Raw genomic sequence first — 23,763 nt, forward strand, 5'->3', positions numbered from 1 at the left:
CCCTTCTCCCTCCGCTCGGGACGAAGGGGCCACCGCCGTCAAGACGCTCACAGGTCTAAACCAATTCCCCGGAGGCTCTTGTCACCCGGGCATCGGGCTGATGAGCTATGACGCGGGACACATACGCACAGAGGACGCCCTGGGAAAGGGAGATGTCGTGAGCAACGAGAGCCTGGCCAATCTGCTCCGGGAAGAGCGCCGCTTCGCGCCGCCCGCCGAGCTGGCCGCGCACGCCAACGTGACGGCGGAGGCGTACGAGCAGGCCGAGGCGGACAGGCTGGGCTTCTGGGCCGGGCAGGCCAAGCGCCTGACCTGGGCCACCGAGCCGACCGAGACCCTCGACTGGTCGAACCCGCCGTTCGCCAAGTGGTTCGCCGACGGCGAGCTCAACGTGGCGTACAACTGCGTCGACCGGCACGTCGAGGCCGGCCACGGCGACCGGGTCGCCATCCACTTCGAGGGCGAGCCGGGCGACAGCCGCGCGATCACCTACGCCGAGCTCAAGGACGAGGTCTCCAAGGCCGCCAACGCCCTGACCGAGCTGGGCGTCCGCAAGGGCGACCGGGTCGCCGTCTACCTGCCGATGATCCCCGAGGCCGCGATCACGATGCTGGCCTGCGCCCGCGTCGGCGCCGCCCACTCGGTCGTCTTCGGCGGCTTCTCCGCCGACGCCGTGGCCTCCCGCATCCAGGACGCCGACGCCAAGGTGGTCGTGACCGCCGACGGCGGCTACCGCCGCGGCAAGCCGTCCGCGCTCAAGCCCGCCATCGACGAGGCCGTGGCCAAGTGCCCGACCGTCGAGCACGTCCTGGTGGTCCGCCGCACCGGCCAGGACACCGCCTTCACCGAGGGCCGGGACGTGTGGTGGCACGAGCTCGTCGAGCGCCAGTCCGCCGAGCACACCCCCGAGGCGTTCCCGGCCGAGCACCCGCTCTTCATCCTCTACACCTCGGGCACCACGGGGAAGCCGAAGGGCATCCTGCACACCTCCGGCGGCTACCTCACCCAGGCCGCGTACACCCACCACGCCGTCTTCGACCTCAAGCCGGAGACCGACGTCTACTGGTGCACCGCCGACATCGGCTGGGTCACCGGCCACTCGTACATCGTCTACGGCCCGCTGGCCAACGGCGCCACGCAGGTCATGTACGAGGGCACCCCGGACACCCCGCACCAGGGCAGGTTCTGGGAGATCGTGCAGAAGTACGGCGTCACCATCCTCTACACGGCGCCGACCGCGATCCGCACGTTCATGAAGTGGGGCGACGACATCCCCGCGAAGTTCGACCTCTCCAGCCTCCGGGTGCTGGGTTCGGTCGGCGAGCCGATCAACCCCGAGGCGTGGATCTGGTACCGCAAGCACATCGGCGCCGACCGCTGCCCGATCGTGGACACCTGGTGGCAGACCGAGACGGGCGCGATGATGATCAGCCCGCTGCCCGGCGTCACCGAGGCCAAGCCGGGCTCCGCCCAGCGCCCGCTGCCCGGCATCTCCGCCACCGTCGTGGACGACGAGGCCAACGAGGTGCCGAACGGCGGCGGCGGCTACCTGGTGCTCACCGAGCCGTGGCCGTCGATGCTCCGCACCATCTGGGGCGACGACCAGCGCTTCATCGACACCTACTGGTCCCGCTTCGAAGGCAAGTACTTCGCCGGCGACGGCGCCAAGAAGGACGACGACGGCGACATCTGGCTGCTCGGCCGCGTCGACGACGTCATGCTGGTCTCCGGCCACAACATCTCGACCACCGAGGTCGAGTCGGCGCTCGTCTCCCACCCGTCGGTGGCCGAGGCGGCCGTCGTCGGCGCCGCCGACGAGACCACCGGCCAGGCGATCGTCGCCTTCGTGATCCTGCGCGGCACCGCCAGCGAGGACGAGGCCCTCGTCGCCGAGCTGCGCAACCACGTCGGCGCCACCCTCGGCCCGATCGCCAAGCCCAAGCGGATCCTCCCGGTGGCCGAGCTGCCGAAGACCCGCTCCGGCAAGATCATGCGACGGCTGCTGCGCGACGTGGCCGAGAACCGCGAGCTGGGCGATGTCACCACGCTCACCGACTCGTCCGTGATGTCGCTCATCCAGACCAAGCTGCCGGCCGCGCCCAGCGAGGACTGACGGCACCACGACGGCACGGAAAGGCCCGCCCCGCCACCCCGGGGCGGGCCTTTCCGCGTCTCCCCGCCGCCGCGCAGAAAGCCGCGTACCTTCCTAAAGTGATCCTCGCCGGACACGTCTCGGGCTCGTTAGGTAAAGTAAAGAAAGCGTCAGGGACGCGACAGGAAGACCTAGGTGCGCCGGGAAGTCTGGTCGGCATGTGCTGTGTGCTGCCCACCCGACCGGAGGCTCCCCGTGTCCACCGACCGCACGTTCCTCGGCCGGCTCTCCCTCCCGGAGCGCCGTCACCTCACCGATGCCCTGCGCACGGAGACGGTCGGCGGTGTCCTGCTGCTCGTCGCCGCCGTCAGCGCGCTCGTCTGGGCCAACACCTTCCCCGCCGGCTACGAGACGGTCTCCGGCTTCCACATCGGCCCCGCCTCGCTCGGCCTCGACCTCTCGATCGAGCACTGGGCCGCCGACGGCCTCCTCGCGATCTTCTTCTTCGTCGCCGGCATCGAGCTCAAGCGCGAACTGGTCGCCGGCGAACTGCGCGACCCCAAGGCCGCCGCCCTCCCCGTCGTCGCGGCGATCTGCGGCATGGCCACCCCGGCCCTCGTCTACGTGCTGGTCAACGCCGTCGGCAGCGGCTCCATGGACGGCTGGGCCGTGCCCACGGCCACCGACATCGCCTTCGCGCTCGCGGTCCTCGCCGTCATCGGCACCTCGCTCCCCTCCGCGCTGCGCGCCTTCCTCCTCACCCTCGCCGTCGTCGACGACCTCTTCGCCATCCTGATCATCGCGGTCTTCTTCACCAGCGACCTGAACTTCGCCGCCCTCGGCGGCGCCTTCGCCGGCCTCGCCCTCTTCTGGTTCCTGCTCCGCAAGGAGGTCCGCGGCTGGTACGTGTACGTCCCGCTGGCGCTGGTGATCTGGGCCCTGATGTACAACAGCGGCGTCCACGCCACCATCGCGGGCGTGGCGATGGGTCTGATGCTCCGCTGCACCACCCGTGACGGCGAGGAGCACTCCCCCGGCGAGCACGTCGAGCACCTGGTCCGGCCCCTCTCCGCGGGCCTCGCCGTCCCGCTCTTCGCGCTCTTCTCGGCCGGCGTCACCATGTCCAGCGAGGCGCTCCGGGACGTCTTCACCCAGCCCGTCACCCTCGGCGTGGTCCTCGGCCTGGTCGTCGGCAAGGCCCTCGGCATCTTCGGCGGCACCTGGCTGGCCGCCCGCTTCACCAGGGCGGAGCTCAACCCCCAGCTGTCCTGGCCGGACGTCTTCGCCGTCGCCACCCTCGCCGGGATCGGCTTCACCGTCTCCCTCCTCATCGGCGAACTCGCCTTCGAGGGAGACGCGGCCCTCACCGACGAGGTGAAGGCGGCGGTCCTCATGGGCTCGCTGATCGCCGCGGCGTGCGCCTCGGTCCTGCTCAAGCTGCGCGTGCGGAAGTACCAGCTGCTGGTGGCCGAGGAGGAGCGCGACGAGGACGAGGACGGCATCCCGGACGTGTACGAGGAGGGCACCGAGGCGTACCACCTCCGGATGGCCGAGATCCACGAGCGGAAGGCCGCGGAGCACCGCGAGCGCGCCCGACTGGCGGGGGCACCGCGCGACGGGGCCGACCGTCCGGCATGATCTGAGGCGGACCGTACAAAGAGTCTCGGACCGTACAAGAGGAGAGGGAGAGCGATGAGCGACCCGTTCGACGGAACCGAGCGCAGCCTCGGCCAGCTGGTCGCCTCGGCGACCGCCGAGATGTCCGCACTGGTGCACGACGAGATCGCCCTGGCCAAGGCCGAGCTCCGGCAGGACGTGAAGCGCGGCGCGATCGGCAGCGGCGCGGCCATCGCCGCCGCCGTGGTGCTGCTGTTCTCGCTGCCGATGCTGAGCTTCGCGCTCGCGTACGCCATCAACACCTGGACCGGCGGGCACAACGGCAACGGCGGCTGGAACCTCGTCTGGTGCTTCCTGCTGTCCTTCGCCTTCAACGTGATCGTCGCGGGCCTCCTCGGCCTGATCGCGGTCTCGAAGTTCAAGAAGGTCAAGCCGCCGGAGAAGTCCATCGCCTCCGCCAAGCAGACCGCCGCGATCATGCAGAACGTGAAGCCGCACCCCCGTCCGGCGGGTGTCCCGGCCGCCGAGGTGACGATGGCCAAGGCGCAGTCTGTGGCACGCTCGTCCGTATGACCCTCCCCGAGAGCAGCACCCCCGGCGGCGGGCCCGTTCGCCTCGACGGTCCGTGGACCCACCGTGACGTCGCGGCCAACGGCGCCCGCTTCCACATCGCCGAGATGGGCGACGGCCCCCTGGTGCTGCTGCTGCACGGCTTCCCGCAGTTCTGGTGGACCTGGCGCCACCAGCTGCCGGCGCTCGCCGAGGCCGGCTTCCGGGCGGTCGCGATGGACCTGCGCGGGGTCGGCGGCAGCGACCGCACCCCGCGCGGTTACGACCCCGCCAACCTGGCCCTCGACATCACCGGGGTGGTCCGCTCGCTCGGCGAGCCGGACGCCGCGCTCGTCGGCCACGACCTGGGCGGCTACCTCGCCTGGACGGCCGCCGTGATGCGGCCCAAGCTGGTCCGCCGGCTGGTGGTCTCCTCGATGCCGCACCCGCGCCGCTGGCGGTCGGCGATGCTCTCCGACTTCGCCCAGTCCCGGGCCGGTTCGCACATCTGGGGCTTTCAGCGGCCGTGGCTGCCGGAGCGTCAGCTGGTCGCCGACGACGCCGAGCTGGTGGGGCGTCTGATCCGGGAGTGGTCGGGCCCGCGCCCGGCCGACGAGGAGGCGGTCGAGGCGTACCGGCGGGCGATGCTCGTCCCCTCGACCGCGCACTGCTCGATCGAGCCGTACCGCTGGCTGGTCCGCTCGCTGGCCCGCCCGGACGGCATCCAGTTCAACCGGCGCATGAAGCGGCCGGTCCGGGTGCCGACGCTGCACCTGCACGGCTCGCTGGACCCGGTGATGCGGACCCGCAGCGCGGCCGGTTCGGGCGAGTACGTGGAGGCCCCGTACCGCTGGCGGCTCTTCGACGGCCTCGGGCACTTCCCGCACGAGGAGGACCCCGTCGCCTTCACCACGGAGCTGGTGAACTGGCTGAGGGACCCCGAGCCCGACCGCTGAGTCGGGTACGGACCCCGTGCCGCACGGGCGTGCGTCGAACGGCCATGTGCCCGACGCATACTCCGATTGGCGGGCCCCTGAGCGGTTACCGAGCCCGGCCCCCGGGCAGACGTCCCGGTATGGGCTGGACGCACGACTACGGTGACACGGCACGCGACCGCCGCTCCGCCTCCGGGCCGGGCTCCCGCGAGCGGGGAGGCCCGCCCGGCGAGGGCCGCGCTCCCGGCGGGCAGGTCGGGATCTCACGCATCCTCAGGCGGCGGGCCCGCTGGGTCTCGGCCCGGCTCCGCCATCCCCGCGACACCGCGTAGCGGTCTCAGAGCGCGCAGCCGTCGGTGTCCACCTGCTGGTTCGCGATACGGCCGCGCTCGATGTCCTCGCGGATCTCCTCGACCGTCAGCGCGTACCCCGTGTCGGCGTCGTCGCGGGAGCGGGCGAAGATCACGCCCGAGACGGTGCCGTCCTCGGTGAGGAGCGGTCCGCCGGAGTTGCCCTGGCGGACCGTGGTGTACAGCGAGTAGACCTCCCTGCGCACCTCGCCCCGGTGGTAGATGTCGGGGCCGTCGGCGGTGATCCGGCCGCGGACGCGGGCCGAGCGGACGTCGTACGAGCCGTTCTCGGGGAAGCCGGCGACGATGGCGTCGTCGCCGCTGCGCGCCACCTCCTCGGTGAAGCGCAGCGGGGTGGCCCGGAGGTCCGGCACGTCGAGGACGGCGATGTCGCGCTCCCAGTCGTAGAGGACGACCTTGGCGTCGTAGAGCCGGCCCTCGCCGCCGATCTGCACGGTGGGCTCGTCGACGCCGCCGACCACGTGCGCGTTGGTCATGACCCGGCGCTCGGAGAAGACGAAGCCGGTGCCCTCCAGGACCTTGCCGCAGCTCGGGGCGGTGCCGACGACCTTGACGATGGAGCGCTGGGCGAGGGTCGCGACGGGGCTGCCGGCGAGCGCCGGGTCCGGGGGCAGGACCTCGGTGATGGGCTCGTTGGCGAAGGGGCTGAAGACCTGCGGGAAGCCGCTGCGGGCGAGGGTGGAGCTGAAGTCGGCGAACCAGACGCCGACCTGGTCGGGCATCACCCGGGTGACGCCCTGGAGCACCTTGGAGCCGCGGACCTCCTTGCCCAGGGTGGGCAGCGAGGTGCCGGCCAGCGCCGAGCCGATCAGCCAGGCCACCAGGAGCATGGCGACCACGTTGACCAGCGCGCCGCCGGTGGCGTCGAGGGCGCGGGCCGGGGACCAGGTGATGTGGCGGCGGAGCTTGTTGCCGAGGTGGGTGGTGAGCGCCTGGCCGACGGAGGCGGAGACGATGACCGCCATCACGAAGATCACCGTGACGGTGGTGGTGACCTCGCTCTCGTCGGTGAGCCGGTCCCACAGGATCGGCAGCAGCCACATGGCGACCAGCCCGCCGCCGAGGAAGCCGATCACCGAGAGGACGCCGACCACGAAGCCCTGGCGATAGCCGATGATCGCGAACCACACGGCCGCGAGCAGCAGCAGGATGTCCAGCACGTTCACGGTCGTCAGCCTCGCAGTGTCGTTTCCGGTCGCCGCTTCTTCTCCGGTCGCCCGGGGGCCCAGCCTGTCATGACCGCCAGTCGAGCGGGACCTTCCGGGCGGTGTCCCAGGGGCGCTCCCAGCCGGCGAAGTGCAGCAGCCGGTCGATCACTCCGGCGGTGAAACCCCAGACCAGAGCGGACGAGACGAGGAAGGCGGGGCCCGCGTGGCCGGCCGGGTGGACGGCGGTGGCGCGGTTGGCGGGGTCCGTGAGATCCGCCACGGGGACCGTGAAGACCCGGGCGGTCTCGGCGGGGTCGACGACCCCGACCGGGCTGGGCTCGCGCCACCAGCCGAGGACCGGGGTGACGACGAAGCCGCTGACCGGGATGTAGAGCCGGGGCAGGACGCCGAAGAGCTGGACGCCGGCCGGGTCGAGGCCGGTCTCCTCCCGGGCCTCGCGCAGGGCGGCCCGCAGCAGCCCGCCGTCGGCCGGGTCGCCGTCCTCGGGGTCGAGGGCGCCGCCGGGGAAGGAGGGCTGCCCGGCGTGCGAGCGGAGGCTGCCGGCCCGCTCCATGAGGAGCAGCTCGGGGCCGCGCTCGCCCTCGCCGAAGAGGACCAGGACGGCGGACTGGCGGCCGGCGCCGTCCGGGGGCGGCAGGAAGCGGCTCAGCTGCTCGGGCGCGACCGAGCGCGCGGCCCGGTCGACCGGCGCCAGCCAGTCGGGCAGTCCGTCCCGGTCCAGCAGGCCGCCGGTGCCGGGGCCGTAGATCTCTTCGTCCGTGCGCGTCATGGGCACCCCCGAGTCGTCCAACGCCGTCGCCGTGTCCCTTCGTTCCCGCGGGCCCGTTCCGGCCCCGTCCGGCTCACTCGGCCCCGGAGGGGGTCTGGACGGCGCCCGGGGCCACGCCGGGCGCGGGCGGGGCGGGGCGGCCGGGGTAGTCGGCAGGCGGGTTGAGCCGCTGGCCGGGGTAGCCGCCCTTCTCGTACTTGAGCAGCTTGGCGGCCTTCTCGGGGTCGGTCTCGCCCTCTCCGTAGGCGGGGCAGAGGTGGGTGATGGGGCAGGCGCCGCAGGCGGGCTTGCGGGCGTGGCAGATGCGGCGGCCGTGGAAGATCACCCGGTGCGAGAGCATCGTCCAGTCGCTCTTCGGGAAGATCTCGGCGACCTCGGCCTCGATCTTGACCGGGTCGTCGGAGGCGGTCCACCGCCAGCGGCGGGCGAGCCGCATGAAGTGGGTGTCGACGGTGATCCCGGGGACGCCGAAGGCGTTGCCGAGGACGACGAAGGCGGTCTTGCGGCCGACGCCGGGGAGCTTGACCAGGTCCTCCAGGCGGCCGGGGACCTCGCCGCCGAAGTCGTCCCTGAGGGCCGCGGCCAGGCCCATGATCGACTTGGTCTTGGCGCGGAAGAAGCCGGTGGGGCGGATGAGCTCCTCGACCTCCTCGGGGACGGCGGCGGCCAGGTCCTCGGGGGTCGGGTACTGCGCGAAGAGCGCGGGGGTCGTCTGGTTGACCCGCAGGTCGGTGGTCTGCGCGGAGAGGACGGTGGCGACCAGCAGCTCGAAGGGGTTGCGGAAGTCGAGCTCCGGATGGGCGTACGGGAACACCTCCGCGAGCTCCCGGTTGATCTTCCGCGCCCGCCGCACCATCCCGAGCCGAGACTCGGACGCGAAGCCCCGGGCGGAGGCGGCGGGCTTCGCGGGCGCGACCGTCTTGGCGGGGGCCTTCGCGGTGGCCTTCTTCGCGGGTGCCTTCTTCGCGGCGGCTCTCTTAGCGGCGGCGGGAGCCTTGGCGACAGCGCTCTCGGCGGACTGGGCGGCCTTCGTGGCCTTGGCGGGAGCCTTGCCCCCGGCCTTGCCGGTCGCCTTGGCGGGGACCTTGGCGGGGGTTCTGCCCGCGCTCTCGGCGGCCCGGGCGGCCTTCGTGGCCTTGGCGGGAGTCTTGCCCGCGGCCTTGCCGGTCGCCTTGGCGGGGACCTTGGCGGGGACCTCGGCGGGGGCCTTGGCCGCGCTCTCGGCGGGGTTCGCCGACGGCGTCCTCTTGGCCGTCGCCCGTAGGGGCGAATCCTCCCGATCCGTACCTTTCGACCGCTTCGACACGCCGCGTTCGCCCACAGCGGAATTCCCTTCGGCCGACACTCTTTCAGCCCCCTTGGCCTGCGTTCTCACCGGCGAGTTGGACACCCGGCCAGCCTAGGGGCCACGGCCGACATCCGCCCCGCTCGCCGCCGATCGGCCCCCGATCGGGCCCCTGACGTTCGGCAATGGCGTCCGGTGCGTCAAACTTGTTGTGATTGATCGCACTGTTTGGCACGTCCGGCATCATGGGAGCTCAGGTCCCGTGAGCAGGTCGACAGTAGGAGTGAACTCGTGGACGACGTTCTGCGGCGCGCCCCGCTCTTCGCGGCGCTCGATGACGAGCAGGCCGCCGAGCTGCGCGCCTCGATGAGTGAGGTGACGCTCGCCCGTGGCGACGCGCTCTTCCACGAGGGCGACCCCGGCGACCGCCTGTACGTGGTCACCGAGGGCAAGGTGAAGCTGCACCGCACCTCCCCCGACGGGCGGGAGAACATGCTCGCCGTCCTCGGCCCCGGCGAGCTCATCGGCGAGCTGTCCCTCTTCGACCCGGGCCCGCGCACCGCGACCGCGACGGCGCTGACCGAGGTCAAGCTGCTCGGCCTGGGCCACGGCGACCTCCAGCCCTGGCTGAACGCCCGTCCCGAGGTGGCCGGCGCGCTGCTGCGGGCCGTCGCCCGCCGGCTGCGCAAGACCAACGACCAGATGTCCGACCTGGTCTTCTCCGACGTGCCGGGCCGCGTCGCCCGCGCGCTCCTCGACCTGTCGCGCCGCTTCGGCGTGCAGTCGGAGGAGGGCATCCACGTCGTCCACGACCTCACCCAGGAGGAGCTGGCCCAGCTGGTCGGCGCCTCCCGCGAGACCGTGAACAAGGCGCTCGCCGACTTCGCCCAGCGCGGCTGGCTCCGCCTGGAGGCCCGCGCCGTGATCCTGCTGGACGTGGAGCGCCTCGCGAAGCGCTCGCGGTAGGCGAAGCGGTACGCAGTCGCACGTAGGCCTCACGGAGGCCGTACGCGCGCGTACGTACGCGAAGGGGGCCGCCCGGTTCGACCGGGCGGCCCCCTTCCGTGTGCGCGTCAGCGCTTGCTGCCGTCCACGATCACCGGGGCGGAGCCGCCGGAGCCGCACGGCACCGCGTAGACCGGGTTCTTCGCCGCCGCCTCCTTGAAGGCGTCGATGCACTGGTTCGCCAGGACCTTGTCGGTCAGCGAGTCGTTGAGGATCTTGTTGGCGCGGGCGATGCCCTCCGCCTCGATCCGGCGCCGGTCCGACTCGGCCTTGGCGGTACGGGCCGCCTCCAGGGCGCGCTCGGTGGCCTGCTGCTGCTGGATCTTGCGGTCGATCTGGCCCTGGAGGGCGTCCGAGGGCCGCACGTTGCGCAGGTTGACCGTGGTGACGACGATGCCGCGCGGCTCCAGGCGCTCGGTGATGAGCTTCGCGATCTCGGCGTTGATCTTCTCGCGGTCGGAGGCGTACCCCTGCTCGCTGGTGTAGCGGGCGAAGACGTTCCGGACGATCTCACGGCTGTCCGGGTAGACCAGCCGCTGCTGGATGGCGTCCTCGCTGCCCGCGAGCTTGTAGAGCTCGACGGCCTTCGACGGGACGACGGCCCACTTCACCGTGACCTCGGCGTACATGACGCCGCCCTGCGAGGAGCGGACCTCGACCACGTCCTTGTCGGAGAGGTTGAGGTCGACCGGGCGGGTGGAGAAGGTGGTGACGTCGGTGAACGGCGACTTCACGTGCATGCCGGAGGTCATCGGCGACCCGACCTTGCCGAAGGCGACCGGCACGCCGACCTCGTACGCGCTGATCACGTACGTCATGCTCACGATCACCGAGAAGACGCCGGCGACCAGCGCGCCGGCGGCGCCCAGCTTCCAGCCGGTCGAGTCCTGCGACCGGCCGACGAACCAGAGCACCACCGCGGCGATCACCAGCAGGATGGCTATGACGAACATGGGCATTCCCCCGAGAGCTGCGGCCTGATGTAAGCGGAGCGTAAGACACTCCGGGAGGCCGTCGGGTTCCCGGGGGGGTCAGATCAGGCCGCGCTCCCGGAGATACTCCAGCTGCGCCCGTACGGAGAGCTCCGCCGCCGGCCACAGAGAGCGGTGCACGTCCGCGTAGACGTGCGCCACGACCTCCGGCGCCGTGCGGTGGCCCGCCTCGACCGCCGACTCCACCTGCGCGAGCCGGGCCGCCCGGTGGGCCAGGTAGTGGTCCACGGCCCCCTGGGCGTCCTCCAGGACCGGCCCGTGGCCCGGCAGGACGGTGTGGACTCCGTCGTCGACGGTCAGCGAGCGCAGCCGCCGCAGCGAGTCCAGGTAGTCGCCCAGCCGCCCGTCCGGGTGCGCGACCATCGTCGTCCCCCGCCCCAGGATCGTGTCGCCGGTGAGCACCGCGCGGTCGGCCGGGAGGTGGAAGGAGAGCGAGTCGGAGGTGTGGCCGGGCGTCGGCACCACCCGCAGCTCCAGGCCGCCGACCGTGACCACGTCGCCCTCGCCCAGGCCCTCGTCGCCGAGGCGGAGCGCCGGGTCGAGCGCGCGGACGGCCGTGCCGGTCAGCTCGGCGAAGCGGCCCGCGCCCTCGGCGTGGTCCGGGTGACCGTGCGTCAGCAGGGTCAGCGCGATCCGCTTGCCCAGCTTCTCGGCGGTGTCGATCACGTGCCGGAGGTGGCCCTCGTCGAGCGGGCCGGGGTCGACGGCGACGGCCAGGTCGGAGCCGGGCTCGGAGAGCAGCCAGGTGTTGGTGCCGTCGAGGGTCATCGCGGACGGGTTGGGCGCGAGCACGTTCACGGCCCGCTCGGTCGCCGGGCCGGAGGTGACGAGCCCGCGCGGCTGTCCCGGCAGGGCGGCGGCGTCGGTCACGGGGTGCCTCCCTCGACCCGCTTGGTGAACTCGTCGTGGCCGGGCCAGGTCAGCACCACCTGGTCGCCCTCCACGCGCGCCTGCGCCAGCACCGGCGTCAGGGACTGCTTCCCGGCCGCCGCCAGCGCCTCCGCGGCCGTGGAGCACGGCTGGACGGACCGCAGGGTCGCGATCGTCGGCGGCATCATCGTCAGCTCGCCCCGGTCGTAGCCGGCCGCGGCGTCGGCCGGGCGGATCCAGACCGTGCGGTCGGCCTCCCCGGAGACGTCCCGGGTCCGCTGCCCCTCCGGGAGGACGGCCACGAAGAACCAGGTGTCGTACCGGCGCTGCTCGAACTCGGGGGTGATCCAGCGCGCCCACGCGCCGAGCAGGTCCGAGCGGAGCGCGAGCCCGCGCCGGTCGAGGAAGTCGGCGAAGGCCAGCTCGCGGGCGACCAGCGCCGCCCGGTCGCGCTCCCAGTCCTCGCCGGTGGTGTCGCCGACGACGCTGTCCGGGGTCTCGCCGGCGAGCAGCACGCCCGCCTCCTCGAAGGTCTCCCGGACGGCCGCGCACACCACGGCCTGCGCCTGCGCGGGGTCGTCGAGCCCCAGTCGGTCCGCCCACTCCTCCAGCGGCGGCCCGGCCCAGCGCACGGGCTGCTCGTCGCGCGGGTCGACGCCGCCGCCGGGGTAGGCGTACGCGCCGCCCGCGAAGGCCATGGAGGCGCGGCGGCGCAGCATGTGGACCTCGGGTCCGTCGGCCGCGTCGCGCAGCAGGAGCACGGTGGCGGCGCGCCGGGGCGTCACCGGCACCAGCTCGCCGGCGGCGAGGGCGCGGATGCGGTCGGGCCATTCCGGCGGGTACCACTGACCATTCGACATGGGCGGATGCTATGCGCAACGAACGGAATGCACGAGAGCCGGCCACCCCGGGGCGGGGGCGGCCGGCTCTCGCGAGGAAGGCTTCCGTCAGGCCTCGGTCAGCTCGACCTGGACCTCGACCTCGACGGGGGCGTCGAGCGGGAGGACGGTGACGCCGACGGCGCTGCGGGCGTGCACGCCCTTGTCGCCGAGGATCTCGCCGAGCAGCTCGCTGGCGCCGTTGATCACGCCCGGCTGGCCGGTGAAGTCGGCGGCGGAGGCGACGAAGCCGACGACCTTCACGACGCGCTTGATGCGGTCGAGGTCACCGGCGACGGACTTCACGGCCGCGAGCGCGTTCAGCGCGCAGGTGGCGGCGAGCGCCTTGGCCTCCTCGGCGGTCACCTCGGCGCCGACCTTGCCGGTCACCGGAAGCTTGCCCTCCACCATCGGGAGCTGGCCCGAGGTGTAGACGTAGACGCCGGACTGCACGGCCGGCTGGTAGGCGGCGAGCGGCGGGACGACCTCGGGCAGCTTCAGGCCCAGCTCGGCGATCCGCGCCTCGACGGCCCCGCTCACGACTGCGGCCGCTTCATGTAGGCCACCAGCTGCTCCGGGTTGGGCCCGGGCACGACCTGGACGAGCTCCCAGCCGTCCTGGCCCCAGTTGTCGAGAATCTGCTTGGTCGCGTGCACCAGAAGCGGCACCGTGACGTACTCCCACTTGGTCATGGGCCCGACTGTAGCCGCTGCGGCGGAGTGCTCCGCCGAGGCTCCCCCTAGGGTCCGGACTCCGGGGGCTCTCCGGGGCGGTCGGCTGATTGGGCGGGCCCGCCAGTGGTTAGGCTCGACAGCGTGAGCAGGCTCCAGGTCGTCAGCGGCAAGGGCGGTACCGGTAAGACGACGGTCGCCGCCGCCCTCGCCCTCGCCCTCGCGACGGAGGGGAAGCGCACGCTCCTCGTCGAGGTCGAAGGCAGACAGGGCATCGCACAGCTCTTCGAGACGGAGGCGCTTCCCTACGAGGAGCGCAAGATCGCCGTGGCTCCGGGCGGCGGCGAGGTGTACGCGCTGGCGATCGACGCCGAGCGCGCGCTCCTCGACTACCTCCAGATGTTCTACAAACTGGGCGGCGCGGGCCGCGCGCTGAAGAAGCTCGGCGCGATCGACTTCGCGACGACGATAGCCCCGGGGGTGCGGGACGTCCTGCTCACCGGGAAGGCGTGCGAGGCGGTCCGCCGGCGGGACCGGGACGGCCGTCCGGTCTACGACCACGTGGTGATGGACGCGCCGCCGACGGGCCGCGTCACCCGCTTCCTCAACGTGAACGACGAGGTGGCCGGGCTGGCGAGGATCGGCCCGATACACAACCAGGCGCAGGCGGTGATGGGGGTCCTCAAGTCCCCCGAGACGGCGGTGCACCTGGTGACGCTCCTGGAGGAGATGCCGGTCCAGGAGACGGCGGACGGCGTCGCCGAACTGCGCGCGGCGGGGCTGCCGGTGGGCCGGGTGGTGGTGAACATGCTCCGCCCGCAGGTGCTGGACGAGGCGGCGGTACGGGCCGCCTCCGGCGACCGCCGCGAGGCGATCGCGCGGACGCTGGCCTCGGCCGGTGTCGCGGGCGGCGCCGGGCTCGTGGAGCCGCTGCTGGACCAGGCGGCCGAGCACGCGCGCCGGGTGGAGCTGGAGCGGGCCCAGCGGGCGGTCCTGGACGGCGTCGGCGTGCCCGCGTACGAGCTGCCGTACCTGGGCGACGGGGCGGACATCGCGGGCCTCTACCGGCTGGCGAAGGAACTGCGGAGGCAAGGGGTGGGTGCGGCGTGACGGAGAAGAACCCGGACACCGCCACGGGCGGGCCCGACGCCGTGCCCGTCCTCGCGGGCGGGCTGGACGCCGTGCCCGTCCTGGAGATCGACCCGATCCTGGACGACCGGGGGACGAGGATCATCGTCTGCTGCGGTTCCGGCGGGGTCGGCAAGACGACGACGGCGGCGGCGCTGGGCGTGCGGGCGGCGGAGCGGGGCCGGCGGGTGGTCGTCCTCACCATCGACCCGGCCCGCCGGCTGGCCCAGTCGATGGGCATCGACGCACTGGACAACACGCCCCGCAAGGTGGACGGCGTCAAGGGGCCCGACGGCGGCGAACTGCACGCCATGATGCTGGACATGAAGCGGACCTTCGACGAGATCGTCGAGGCGCACGCGGAGCCGGCGCGGGCCAGGGCGATCCTGGAGAACCCCTTCTACCAGTCCCTGTCGGCCGGTTTCGCCGGTACGCAGGAGTACATGGCGATGGAGAAGCTGGGCCAGCTGCGGGCCCGGGACGAGTGGGACCTGATCGTCGTCGACACCCCGCCGTCCCGCTCGGCGCTGGACTTCCTGGACGCGCCGAAGCGCCTCGGGTCCTTCCTGGACGGGAAGTTCATCAAGCTGCTGATGGCGCCGGCGAAGGTCGGCGGCCGGGCCGGGATGAAGTTCCTCAACGTCGGCATGTCGATGATGACGGGGACCCTGGGAAAGCTGCTGGGGGGTCAGTTCCTGGGGGACGTCCAGACCTTCGTCGCCGCGATGGACACCATGTTCGGCGGCTTCCGGACGCGGGCGGACGCCACGTACCGGCTGCTCCAGGCGCCGGGGACGGCCTTCCTCGTGGTCGCGGCGCCCGAGCGGGACGCGCTGCGGGAGGCCGCGTACTTCGTGGAGCGGCTGGCCGCCGAGGGCATGCCGCTGGTCGGTCTCGTCCTCAACCGGGTGCACGGCACCGGTGCCGGGCGGCTCTCGGCCGAGCGGGCGCGGGCGGCCGCGGAAAATCTTGACCAGGGCCGCATTGTGGATCAGGCCGCCGGGAATGCTGGACTGCGTGGCGTCCCGGCCCCGTCGTCGGAGCCGTCGCACCCCGCCACCGCCGCCGACTCCCCCGCACGTCCCCCCGCCGCACCCGAGGCTGCCCCCACAGCCGACGTGTCCGAGGAACACAGCAGCGAGGAACCCAGCAGCAGCAAGGACACCGATCCGGACATCGCGCGGCTCACCGCGGGTCTGCTCCGGCTGCACGCCGAGCGGATGCGGGTGCTCGCGCGCGAACAGCGCACGCGGGACCGCTTCACGGCCCTCCACCCGGAGGTGCCGGTGACCGAGGTGGCCGCCCTGCCCGGCGATGTGCACGACCTCGCCGGGCTGCGGGCCATCGGTGAGCGCCTCTCCTCCCCGCGCGACCGGTCCTGACGGGACCTCACGGGGCGAGCGGGACTAGCCGACCGCGGCGTACTCCTCGTACGTCGCGTCGTCCTCCATGGCCACGGGCAGCAGGCCCGCGCCGCGCTCGTACTCGGTGCGGGCGGTCTCCAGGAGCCGCCGCCACGAGGTGACCGTGGGCCGCCGGCGCAGCAGGGCACGGCGCTCGCGCTCCGTCATGCCGCCCCACACGCCGAACTCCACGCGGTTGTCCAGGGCGTCGGCCAGGCACTCGGTGCGCACCGGGCAGCCGGTACACACCGCCTTCGCCCGGTTCTGTGCCGCTCCCTGCACGAAAAGTTCATCCGGATCGGTAGTGCGGCAGGCCGCCTGCGCACTCCAGTCAGCTACCCAGCCCATACCGGCGCCGTCCTCTCCCGAATCGAGGCTCCCCCACGGCGGCAGCGGCATATTCACCGCTGCCAGTTGGGACGTTACGGAAGGCGGGGACAGCGCAACACCCCCTTCGGGCCCAATCTTGAATGGTCCGAACGGACTATGCGTGCGCGTCAGATCACCCAGGGGAGTGACCGCAGGACATGCGTGTGTTATGGGACACCCCGCGACACACGCACCGGAATCGGACACGGCCTTCCCGCGGATTCGGGGACGCGGGAACTCATGCCGGAAATCAGGCGAATGTCACGCACGGGGGTTGATACGGGACCGCACTCCTGTGACAGTTGGGAGCAGCTTAGGCCAAGGCATATACGCGTGTCCGGCGATTGAGAACGTAGGCTGCCCCCATGGCAAAGAAGCGCTCGGGCGGTGGTCTGACCGGGACCCAGCAGGCCGCCAAGTTCCTCGGTGTCAGTGTGCTCTCCGGAGCCGTGCTGGCGGGCATCGCCCTGCCCGCGGCCGGCGCACTGGGTCTGGCGGCCAAGGGCACGGTCGAGGGATTCGACGAGATCCCCTCGAATCTGAAGACCCCGCCCCTCAGTCAGCGCACCACCATCCTGGACTCCGAGGGCGGGCTCATCGCCACGGTCTACTCGCGGGACCGCAAGGTGGTGCCGCTGGAGAAGATCTCCCCGTACATGCAGAAGGCGATCGTCGCGATCGAGGACTCGCGCTTCTACGAGCACGGGGCCATCGACCTCAAGGGCGTGCTCCGCGCGATCAACAAGAACGCGCAGTCGGGCGGCGTCTCCGAGGGCGCGTCCACGCTCACCCAGCAGTACGTGAAGAACGTCTTCGTCGAGGAGGCCGGTGACGACCCGGAGAAGGTCGCCCAGGCCACCCAGCAGACGATCGGCCGCAAGGTCCGCGAGCTGAAGTACGCGATCCAGGTCGAGGAGGAGCTGGGCAAGAAGAAGATCCTGGAGAACTACCTCAACATCACGTTCTTCGGGCAGCAGGCGTACGGCATCGAGGCCGCCTCGCAGCGCTACTTCTCCAAGCCCGCGGCCAAGCTGAACCTGGGCGAGGCCGCGATGATGGCCGGCCTGGTGCAGTCGCCGAGCCGCTTCGACCCGATCAACGACCTCCAGGAAGCCACCAAGCGGCGGAACATCGTCCTCCAGCGGATGGCGGACGTCGGCGACATCAGCCAGGCCGAGTTCGAGAAGGCCAAGGCGGAGCCGATCAAGCTGAAGGTGAAGTCGCCGAAGAACGGCTGCATCACCGCCGTCGACGGCGCCGGCTTCTTCTGCGACTACGTCCGCAAGACGATCCTCAACGACCCGGTCTTCGGCAAGACCGCCGAGGAGCGCCAGAAGCTGTGGAACCTGGGCGGTCTGACCGTCCGCACCACGCTGGACCCGAAGGCGCAGGCGGCGGCGAACGAGGCCGCGGTCGCCAAGATCAACAAGGACGACCCGGTCGCCGCGTCGGTCGTGCAGATCCAGCCCGGCACCGGCAAGATCGTGTCGATGGGCCAGTCCCGCCCGTACGGCCTCGACCAGAAGCAGCACCAGACGACGCTGAACCTCGCCGTCGGCAGCAAGATGGGCGGCACGACGTACGGCTTCCAGGTCGGCTCGACCTTCAAGCCGATCACCGCCGCGGCGGCCCTGGAGAAGGGGATGAGCCCCGCCCAGAGCTTCAACGACCCGACCGAGATCACCGTCTCGGAGAAGGACTACACGCGCTGCGACGGCAAGCCCTCCGGCTATGCCGACTGGAAGGTCGGCAACGAGCTCGAGTCGGAGAAGGGCATGTACGACATGACGAGTGCCCTCGGGAAGTCCATCAACACCTACTTCGCGCGCCTGGAGCAGATGGCCGGCCTCTGCGAGACGCTGACGATGGCGAAGAAGGTCGGCTACGAGCGCGAGCTGGGCAAGCCCATCAAGCAGAGCCCGTCCGCCACCCTCGGCAGCATCGAGAGCACCCCGCTCGACATGGCCTCGGTCTACGCCACCTTCGCCAACCGCGGCATCTACTGCGTCCCGGTCGCGATCGAGTCGATCAAGACCGCCAACGGCGAGAAGCTCAACGTGCCGCAGACCAAGTGCACGCGCGCGATGTCCGACCGCACCGCCGACATGATCAACCAGATGCTCAAGGGCGTGGTCGAGGACGGCACCGGTACCCGGGCCGGCCTGAGCGACCGCGACAACGCGGGCAAGACGGGTACCACCAACGACCGCAAGGACGCCTGGTTCGTCGGCTACACGCCGAACCTGTCCACCGCCGTCTGGGTCGGCGACGACATCGGCGAGAAGAAGTCGATGTACGACATCACCATCGGCGGCGAGTACTACGACAAGGTCTGCGGTGGCTGCCTCCCCGGCCCGATCTGGCGGATCGCGATGACCGGCGCCCTCGGTGACGAGGCCCCGTCCTTCGTCGACGTCAAGATCCCCCGGGCCGAGAAGCCCAAGGACCCGAAGAAGGACAAGCGGGACGACGACAAGCCCGGCGACCGGGACGACAAGCCGTCCGACAAGCCGACCGTCACCATCCCGACCTTCCCGCTCCCCGACCTGACCGGCGGCGACGCCACCCGGGGCGGCAACGGCCGCGGCAGGGGCTGACCCCCGGCACGGCCGACAGAAGGGCGCCCCCACCGGATCCGGTGGGGGCGCCCTTCTCGTACGTCGGGGGCCGGGGCTCAGCCCGCCAGGTGCTTCTTCACCGCGGCGGCGACCCGGCCGCCCTCGGCCTGCCCGGCCACCTTCGGGTTCACGATCTTCATCACGGCGCCCATGGCGCGCGGGCCCTCGGCACCGGCCGCCCGGGCCTCCTCGACGGCCTCGGCGACGATGCCGTCCAGCTCCTCGTCGGAGAGCTGCTTCGGCAGGTACGCGTCGAGGATGACGCCCTCCGCCCGCTCGCGCTCGGCCGACTCGTGGCGACCGCCCTGCTCGAAGGCGTCCGCGGCCTCGCGCCGCTTCTTCGCCTCCTTGGCGATCACCTTCTGCACCTCGTCCTCGGAGAGCTCGCGCTTGGTCTTGCCCGCGACCTCCTCCTTGGTGATCGCGGCGATGGTCAGCCGCAGGGTCGAGGAGCGCAGTTCGTCGCGGTCCTTGATCGCGGCGTTGAGGTCGTCCTTCAGTCGTGCCTTGAGCGTGGTCATGGCGTCAAGTGTGGCAGGTGCTCCCCGCGTACCGCCCGTGCATTTACGCCCCACGGGTCTGGAACGATGGGGGGATGCGCGCACGGTACGGGATCCCCCTGAAGATCACGGCAGGCGTCGCGGCGACGGCCGCGGCCGGACTCGTCTACGCGGCGGGCTTCGAGGCCCGCTCCTTCCGGCTCCGCCGGATCACCGTCCCCGTCCTGCCACCGGGCATGGACGACCTCCGGGTGCTCCAGGTCTCGGACGTGCACATGGTGTGCGGCCAGAACAAGAAGCGCGCCTGGCTGCAGAAGCTCGCCGGGCTCCGCCCCGACTTCGTCGTCAACACCGGCGACAACCTCTCCGACACCGAGGCCGTGCCGGAGCTCCTGGACGCGCTGGGACCGCTGATGGAGTTCCCCGGCGTGTACGTCTTCGGTTCCAACGACTACTACGGCCCCCGGCTGCGCAACCCCGCCCGCTACCTGGTCGAGAAGGCGCAGGGCCGGCACGGGCTCAACGGCAACAAGCCGGTCGTCGGCGCCGTGCACAACCCGTGGGAGGGCATCAAGGACGCCTTCGACGCGGCCGGCTGGGTGGACCTCACCAACACCCGGGGCCGGCTCAAGCTGCCCCAGGCCGAGCTGGCCTTCACCGGCCTCGACGACCCGCACATCAAGCGGGACCGGTACGAGCGGGTGGCCGGCGGCCCCGACGCCACGGCGGACTTCTCCCTGGGCATCGTGCACGCCCCCTACCTGCGCGTCCTCGACGCCTTCACCTCCGACGGCTACGAGCTGGTCCTCGCCGGGCACACCCACGGCGGGCAGCTGTGCGTCCCCTTCTACGGCGCCCTCGTCACCAACTGCGACCTCGACACCGACCGGGTGAAGGGCCTCTCCACCCACACCGCCGGCGGCCACACCTCCTACCTGCACGTCTCCGCGGGCTGCGGCACCAACCGCTTCACCCCGGTCCGCTTCGCCTGCCCGCCCGAGGCGACGCTCCTCACCCTGACGGCACGCGCCTGACCTGCGTACGGGGGGCGTCCGCCGCCCCGGCGGCGGGCCGCGAGAACCGGATTTCGTCTCTGGGCGCGGGTGGGCTAAAGTAATCGATGTCGCCGCGACGAGAACAACAGAGCAGCGACATCGGGGTGTAGCGCAGCTTGGCAGCGCGCTTCGTTCGGGACGAAGAGGTCGTGGGTTCAAATCCCGCCACCCCGACAGCCGAAACAGCAGGTGAGGCCGGTACTGATCTCAGTACCGGCCTCACCTGTCTCTGTTCCTGTGGGGGGAAGGTCGGCATGGCGGGGTTGTTGCTGGTGCACGGGGCCGGCGGAACCGTCGAGGGGCACTTCGGCGGGTTGCTGCGGCGGCTCGGGGGACGGTTCCGGTGGGTGGCCGGGGAGTTGCCCGGGCGGGGCGGCGTCGACGAGGCCGTGGACGGGCTGCTGGCCGCCGCGGACGACGCCGGGGTCGACGCGTTCGTCGTGTGCGGGTACTCGCTGGGGACGCCGCTGGCCGTACGGCTCGCCGTGCGGTGTCCGGAGCGGGTCAGGGGCGTGGTGCTGACCGCGCCGTTCGCGCGGGCCGACCACCGGATGCGGCTCGGGCTCTCGGTGTGGCGGGGGCTGTACGAGAGCGGGCGGCCGCGGCTGCTCGCCGAGCAGCTGGCGCTGACCGGGCTCGGCGGGAGCTTCCTGGACCGGACCGACCCCGACCGGCTGCGGGCCATGCTGATGCTGGCGCCCGCCCCGCCCGCCGCGACCCCCGGCCATCTGGAGCTCGCCGCGCGGATCGACGTACGGGAGGACCTGGCGCGGCTGGCGGTGCCGGCGCTCGTCGTCGTCACCGCCGAGGACCCGCTGGTCTCCCCCGACCGTCAGCGGGCGCTCGCCGCCGCCGTCCCGGGCGCCAGGACCGCCGAACTCGCCACCGGACACCTGCCGTTCTGGGAGGACCCGGAGGGATGGGCGGACCTCGTCGAGGAGTTCCTGGAGGGCGGCCTCAGATGATCGGCGGGCGGCCCAGCCTCGTCATGCGCAGCACGGTGGACCAGCGCATCGGGCGGCGCGGTCCGGCCGGAGCCTTCAGGCCCTCCGCGAACCCCGCGAACCAGGCGCGCAGGCCCCGCGCCGAGCGGGTGCGGGCCACCGTCAGCAGGACCCAGACCGCCAGGTAGAGCGGGACCAGCGCGGCCGGCAGGTTCCGCTTCGCCAGCCACACCCGGTTGCGGGCCGTCATCCGGTAGTAGACGTCGTGCCGGGCCGGGCTGGTCTTCGGGTGCTGGAGCAGCAGCTCCGGCGCGTACTTGATCCGCCAGCCCGCGTCGAGGGCCCGCCACGCCAGGTCGGTCTCCTCGTGCGCGAAGAAGAAGTCCTCCGGCCAGCCGCCGATCCGGTCGAGCATCGGCATCGACAGGCCGTGGCCGCCGCCGAGGAAGGTGGTGACCTCGCCGCCGCGCATCGGGTCCTTCGCGCCGAGCCGCGGGATGTGCCGGCGCTGGGTCTCGCCCGTCTCGTCGGCGATCCGGAAGGAGACGACGCCGAGCTCGGGCTCCGTCTCGTACAGGTCCACCAGACGGCGGAAGACGTCCGTGTCGACCAGCAGGCCGTCGTCGTCCAGGTCGACCAGGACGTCCACGTCACCGAAGGAGCGCAGGGTGTCGATGGCCACGTTCCGCCCGCCGGTGACCCCGCGGTTCTCGGGCAGCTCCACCCCGGTGACGCCCTCGGGGAGCTCGGGCAGCGAACCGGTGCCGTTGCCGACCACGACGACCCGGGCGGGGGGCTCGTCCTGCCGCGCCACCGAGTCGAGCAGCGCGCCCAGCTCGGCGGGGCGGGTGCCCATCGTCAGTACCGCCACGCCCACTCTCGGTCGCGCCACGGTCCACTCCGTTCCAGCTCGGGGTCGGGTCTCGCGTGCGGGCCGGCTCCCGCCGGCCCCACGGCACCCATTGTTCACCCTCCGGGAACCCTGACGGAACCCGGAAGGTACCGGGGCGGTACCGGGGGTGGGAGGCGGGGTGCGAGGGAGGACCGGGCGGCAAGGTGCGAGGTGGGGCCGGAGGCGGGCGGAGGTCGGCGCGGCCGGGACGGGGCCGGGGCGGGGCAGGGGCGGGGCCGGGCGGAGGTCGGCGGGGTCGGGGCGGGGCCGGGTGGAATCGGTCGGTCCGCGGCGGAACCCCCGGGGGCCTCCGCTGCGTCCGTGCGTACGTCGGCGGTTCCGCCGTGGTTCTGCTTCGGGGGGAGCGCGGCGAGGGCGCGTGTCCGGCGGCTCTACCCTGGTCCTCTGCCGTCAAGTGATCGATTGTCGAAAGGGCGTCTCCTGGTGCTGGTCGCGGACCGATATCGGCTTCACGGGTGTATCGGCCGTGGCGGCATGGGCGAGGTGTGGCAGGCCACCGACGAGGTCCTCGGCCGGCCGGTCGCCGTGAAGCTGATGCTGGCGCAGTCCACCGACCCCTCCGGCGCCGACCGCTTCCGCCTGGAGGCGCAGACCGCCGCCCGGCTCAGCCACCCGCACGTCGTCGGCGTCTTCGACTTCGGCACCTGGGACGGCAAGCTCTTCCTGGTGATGGAGCTGGTCGAGGGCGACAGCCTCGGCTCCACCCCCGCCAACCCCCTGGTGCTGCCCGCCGAGCGGGTCGCCGTGGTCGCCGCGCACGCCGCCGCCGGCCTCGCCGCCGCCCACCGGCAGGGCGTGGTCCACCGCGACATCAAGCCCGGCAACCTGCTCATGGACGCCGAGGGCACGGTCAAACTGGCCGACTTCGGCATCGCCCGCTTCGTCGACGACCCCTCCGCCGGACTCACCACCACCGGGCAGATCGTCGGCACCGGCCTCTACCTGGCCCCGGAGCGGGCCCTCGGCAAGCCCGCCTCCCCCGCCTCGGACGTGTACTCGCTGGGCTGCGTCCTCTACCAGCTGCTCACCGGGCACCCGCCGTTCCGCGCGGACACCGCGACGGCCCTGCTGTACCAGCACATCGACAGCGCGCCGACCCCGCCGAGCCGGCTCGGGGTGGTCCTCACCCCCGCCTTCGAGGCGTACCTGCTGAGCCTGCTCGCCAAGCAGCCCGAGCAGCGCCCGCCCGCCCAGGCCATCGCCGACTGGTTCGGCTCCGGCGCCTGGCGGGAGTACGCGCCCCGCCCCGCCGCCGCGGCCATGCCCGGGACCGTCCCCACCCCGCCGGTCCAGGCGGCGCCGCCCGGGCACCTCGCGCCCGGTGCTTCGCCGGCCGCCATGCCCGCTCCCCGGCCCCCTGCCCCCCGTCCCCCCTCCCCCACCCCCTCCTCCTCCGTTCGCTCCCCCTCCTACCCCGCCGGGCCGGGGTCCGCGCCGACGGCCGTGGCCGCCGCGGGGGGCGGGGCCCGTCGCCGGGCGGGCGAGCGGGGCGGGGGCTCCGGGTCCGCCGGGGGCGCGCTCGCCGAGCTGTCCCGCCGCCGGCCGCGCAAGACGGCCGCCGTCGCCGGCGTCGTCGCCTTCGTGGTCTTCCTCTTCATCGGCATGGCCTGGCTGTCCTGATCCGGCCGCC

Annotated in this window: 23 protein-coding genes and 1 tRNA gene; 13 read left to right on the forward strand and 11 right to left on the reverse strand. The window is 72.4% G+C overall.

The genetic code is table 11. From position 1 onward, the window contains the following. The first annotated feature begins 100 nt into the window (after positions 1-100). From acs to ABFY03_RS17550, 5 genes are all read left to right on the forward strand, one after another. Positions 101-2,113 carry an acetate--CoA ligase gene (gene acs, locus ABFY03_RS17530; protein ID WP_346170320.1) on the forward strand — a complete coding sequence of 671 codons (2,013 nt, stop codon included), beginning with the start codon at positions 101-103 and terminating at the stop codon, positions 2,111-2,113. 234 nt (positions 2,114-2,347) lie between these two features. After that, a complete protein-coding gene (gene nhaA / locus ABFY03_RS17535) occupies positions 2,348-3,730 on the forward strand; it encodes a Na+/H+ antiporter NhaA (RefSeq protein ID WP_346170321.1) in 1,383 nt (460 codons plus the stop codon). 54 nt (positions 3,731-3,784) lie between these two features. After that, a complete protein-coding gene (locus ABFY03_RS17540; RefSeq protein ID WP_319009081.1) occupies positions 3,785-4,282 on the forward strand; it encodes a phage holin family protein in 498 nt (165 codons plus the stop codon). Next, complete coding sequence (locus ABFY03_RS17545; protein WP_319009082.1) at positions 4,279-5,214, forward strand: alpha/beta fold hydrolase; 936 nt, start codon at positions 4,279-4,281, stop codon at positions 5,212-5,214. Before ABFY03_RS17540 ends, ABFY03_RS17545 begins: the two co-directional genes overlap by 4 nt. A 119-nt stretch (positions 5,215-5,333) precedes the next feature. Beyond that, on the forward strand, positions 5,334-5,525 hold the full coding sequence (locus tag ABFY03_RS17550) for a hypothetical protein (RefSeq protein WP_031006600.1): 192 nt from the start codon (positions 5,334-5,336) through the stop codon (positions 5,523-5,525). A 5-nt stretch (positions 5,526-5,530) separates the two neighbouring features. Here the strand turns inward: ABFY03_RS17550 and ABFY03_RS17555 are convergent, their stop codons facing one another. The 3 genes from ABFY03_RS17555 to nth all read right to left on the reverse strand — a co-directional run bounded on the left by ABFY03_RS17555 (position 5,531) and on the right by nth (position 8,823). Next, positions 5,531-6,730: a MarP family serine protease gene (locus ABFY03_RS17555; protein WP_346170322.1), complete on the reverse strand. Its 1,200-nt coding sequence runs from the start codon at positions 6,728-6,730 to the stop codon at positions 5,531-5,533. A 67-nt stretch (positions 6,731-6,797) separates the two neighbouring features. After that, complete coding sequence (locus ABFY03_RS17560; protein WP_346170323.1) at positions 6,798-7,502, reverse strand: NUDIX hydrolase; 705 nt, start codon at positions 7,500-7,502, stop codon at positions 6,798-6,800. 73 nt (positions 7,503-7,575) lie between these two features. Next, positions 7,576-8,823, reverse strand: coding sequence for an endonuclease III (gene nth, locus ABFY03_RS17565; RefSeq protein WP_346170324.1), 1,248 nt, complete (start codon positions 8,821-8,823; stop codon positions 7,576-7,578). A gap of 255 nt (positions 8,824-9,078) precedes the next feature. Between nth and ABFY03_RS17570 the strand changes: the two genes are divergently transcribed. Beyond that, a complete protein-coding gene (locus ABFY03_RS17570) occupies positions 9,079-9,753 on the forward strand; it encodes a Crp/Fnr family transcriptional regulator (RefSeq protein WP_030495802.1) in 675 nt (224 codons plus the stop codon). A 107-nt stretch (positions 9,754-9,860) separates the two neighbouring features. Here the strand turns inward: ABFY03_RS17570 and ABFY03_RS17575 are convergent, their stop codons facing one another. The 5 genes from ABFY03_RS17575 to sp36 all read right to left on the reverse strand — a co-directional run bounded on the left by ABFY03_RS17575 (position 9,861) and on the right by sp36 (position 13,224). Continuing rightward, complete coding sequence (locus ABFY03_RS17575; RefSeq protein WP_319009086.1) at positions 9,861-10,745, reverse strand: prohibitin family protein; 885 nt, start codon at positions 10,743-10,745, stop codon at positions 9,861-9,863. A gap of 78 nt (positions 10,746-10,823) precedes the next feature. After that, entirely contained in the window at positions 10,824-11,654 is an 831-nt protein-coding gene (locus ABFY03_RS17580; RefSeq protein ID WP_346170325.1) for an MBL fold metallo-hydrolase, read from the reverse strand. Continuing rightward, complete coding sequence (locus ABFY03_RS17585) at positions 11,651-12,514, reverse strand: NUDIX hydrolase (protein WP_346170326.1); 864 nt, start codon at positions 12,512-12,514, stop codon at positions 11,651-11,653. Before ABFY03_RS17585 ends, ABFY03_RS17580 begins: the two co-directional genes overlap by 4 nt. Positions 12,515-12,601: 87 nt before the next feature. Next, the gene (locus ABFY03_RS17590; RefSeq protein WP_346170327.1) at positions 12,602-13,072 is read right to left on the reverse strand and encodes a RidA family protein; all 471 of its coding nucleotides are present in this window, start codon (positions 13,070-13,072) and stop codon (positions 12,602-12,604) included. Further along, entirely contained in the window at positions 13,069-13,224 is a 156-nt protein-coding gene (sp36, locus tag ABFY03_RS17595) for a Sp36 family protein (protein ID WP_158821993.1), read from the reverse strand. Before sp36 ends, ABFY03_RS17590 begins: the two co-directional genes overlap by 4 nt. Positions 13,225-13,347: 123 nt before the next feature. Between sp36 and bagA the strand changes: the two genes are divergently transcribed. Further along, positions 13,348-14,313 carry an ATPase BagA gene (bagA, locus tag ABFY03_RS17600; protein WP_319009090.1) on the forward strand — a complete coding sequence of 322 codons (966 nt, stop codon included), beginning with the start codon at positions 13,348-13,350 and terminating at the stop codon, positions 14,311-14,313. A gap of 41 nt (positions 14,314-14,354) precedes the next feature. Beyond that, positions 14,355-15,713 carry an ATPase BagB gene (gene bagB, locus ABFY03_RS17605; RefSeq protein ID WP_386723691.1) on the forward strand — a complete coding sequence of 453 codons (1,359 nt, stop codon included), beginning with the start codon at positions 14,355-14,357 and terminating at the stop codon, positions 15,711-15,713. Between the two features lie 24 nt (positions 15,714-15,737). Here the strand turns inward: bagB and ABFY03_RS17610 are convergent, their stop codons facing one another. Then, positions 15,738-16,082 (reverse strand): WhiB family transcriptional regulator, encoded by a 345-nt coding sequence (locus ABFY03_RS17610; protein WP_030495795.1) that lies wholly within the window; start codon positions 16,080-16,082, stop codon positions 15,738-15,740. Between the two features lie 386 nt (positions 16,083-16,468). Between ABFY03_RS17610 and ABFY03_RS17615 the strand changes: the two genes are divergently transcribed. Continuing rightward, positions 16,469-18,700, forward strand: coding sequence for a transglycosylase domain-containing protein (locus tag ABFY03_RS17615; protein ID WP_319009091.1), 2,232 nt, complete (start codon positions 16,469-16,471; stop codon positions 18,698-18,700). A gap of 77 nt (positions 18,701-18,777) precedes the next feature. On the opposite strand, the gene ABFY03_RS17620 is transcribed toward ABFY03_RS17615, so the two are convergent. Continuing rightward, on the reverse strand, positions 18,778-19,242 hold the full coding sequence (locus tag ABFY03_RS17620; RefSeq protein ID WP_319007712.1) for a GatB/YqeY domain-containing protein: 465 nt from the start codon (positions 19,240-19,242) through the stop codon (positions 18,778-18,780). A gap of 74 nt (positions 19,243-19,316) precedes the next feature. Here ABFY03_RS17620 and ABFY03_RS17625 point away from each other — a divergent pair, with 74 nt between their 5' ends. The 3 genes from ABFY03_RS17625 (at position 19,317) to ABFY03_RS17635 (ending at position 21,241) form a co-directional block, all read left to right on the forward strand. Beyond that, positions 19,317-20,255 (forward strand): metallophosphoesterase, encoded by a 939-nt coding sequence (locus ABFY03_RS17625; protein ID WP_319007711.1) that lies wholly within the window; start codon positions 19,317-19,319, stop codon positions 20,253-20,255. A 121-nt stretch (positions 20,256-20,376) separates the two neighbouring features. Then, positions 20,377-20,450 (forward strand) — tRNA-Pro (locus ABFY03_RS17630). Between the two features lie 80 nt (positions 20,451-20,530). Continuing rightward, a complete protein-coding gene (locus ABFY03_RS17635) occupies positions 20,531-21,241 on the forward strand; it encodes an alpha/beta fold hydrolase (protein ID WP_346170328.1) in 711 nt (236 codons plus the stop codon). Here ABFY03_RS17635 and ABFY03_RS17640 read toward each other — a convergent pair. Then, positions 21,234-22,112, reverse strand: a complete 879-nt coding sequence (locus tag ABFY03_RS17640; protein ID WP_319007709.1) for a glycosyltransferase family 2 protein — start codon at positions 22,110-22,112, stop codon at positions 21,234-21,236. The genes ABFY03_RS17635 and ABFY03_RS17640 overlap by 8 nt on opposite strands. Before the next feature lie 495 nt (positions 22,113-22,607). On the opposite strand from ABFY03_RS17640, the gene ABFY03_RS17645 reads away from it, so the two are divergent. Beyond that, on the forward strand, positions 22,608-23,753 hold the full coding sequence (locus tag ABFY03_RS17645) for a serine/threonine-protein kinase (protein ID WP_386723685.1): 1,146 nt from the start codon (positions 22,608-22,610) through the stop codon (positions 23,751-23,753). Positions 23,754-23,763: the final 10 nt, after the last annotated feature.

It is taken from the genome of Streptomyces roseofulvus (genome assembly GCF_039534915.1).
GTDB classification, from domain to species: domain Bacteria; phylum Actinomycetota; class Actinomycetes; order Streptomycetales; family Streptomycetaceae; genus Streptomyces; species Streptomyces roseofulvus.

Bases quoted from the DNA above. Each gene is read 5' to 3' on its own strand.
- ABFY03_RS17550 (WP_031006600.1), top strand. From the start codon at position 5,334: ATGGGCTGGACGCACGACTACGGTGACACGGCACGCGACCGCCGCTCC.
- acs (WP_346170320.1), top strand. From the start codon at position 101: ATGAGCTATGACGCGGGACACATACGCACAGAGGACGCCCTGGGAAAG.
- ABFY03_RS17540 (WP_319009081.1), top strand. From the start codon at position 3,785: ATGAGCGACCCGTTCGACGGAACCGAGCGCAGCCTCGGCCAGCTGGTC.
- sp36 (WP_158821993.1), bottom strand. From the start codon at position 13,224: ATGACCAAGTGGGAGTACGTCACGGTGCCGCTTCTGGTGCACGCGACC.
- ABFY03_RS17645 (WP_386723685.1), top strand. From the start codon at position 22,608: ATGGGCGAGGTGTGGCAGGCCACCGACGAGGTCCTCGGCCGGCCGGTC.
- ABFY03_RS17625 (WP_319007711.1), top strand. From the start codon at position 19,317: ATGCGCGCACGGTACGGGATCCCCCTGAAGATCACGGCAGGCGTCGCG.
- ABFY03_RS17635 (WP_346170328.1), top strand. From the start codon at position 20,531: ATGGCGGGGTTGTTGCTGGTGCACGGGGCCGGCGGAACCGTCGAGGGG.
- ABFY03_RS17545 (WP_319009082.1), top strand. From the start codon at position 4,279: ATGACCCTCCCCGAGAGCAGCACCCCCGGCGGCGGGCCCGTTCGCCTC.
- ABFY03_RS17575 (WP_319009086.1), bottom strand. From the start codon at position 10,745: ATGTTCGTCATAGCCATCCTGCTGGTGATCGCCGCGGTGGTGCTCTGG.
- ABFY03_RS17560 (WP_346170323.1), bottom strand. From the start codon at position 7,502: ATGACGCGCACGGACGAAGAGATCTACGGCCCCGGCACCGGCGGCCTG.
- ABFY03_RS17615 (WP_319009091.1), top strand. From the start codon at position 16,469: ATGGCAAAGAAGCGCTCGGGCGGTGGTCTGACCGGGACCCAGCAGGCC.
- ABFY03_RS17620 (WP_319007712.1), bottom strand. From the start codon at position 19,242: ATGACCACGCTCAAGGCACGACTGAAGGACGACCTCAACGCCGCGATC.
- ABFY03_RS17585 (WP_346170326.1), bottom strand. From the start codon at position 12,514: ATGTCGAATGGTCAGTGGTACCCGCCGGAATGGCCCGACCGCATCCGC.
- ABFY03_RS17610 (WP_030495795.1), bottom strand. From the start codon at position 16,082: ATGGGCTGGGTAGCTGACTGGAGTGCGCAGGCGGCCTGCCGCACTACC.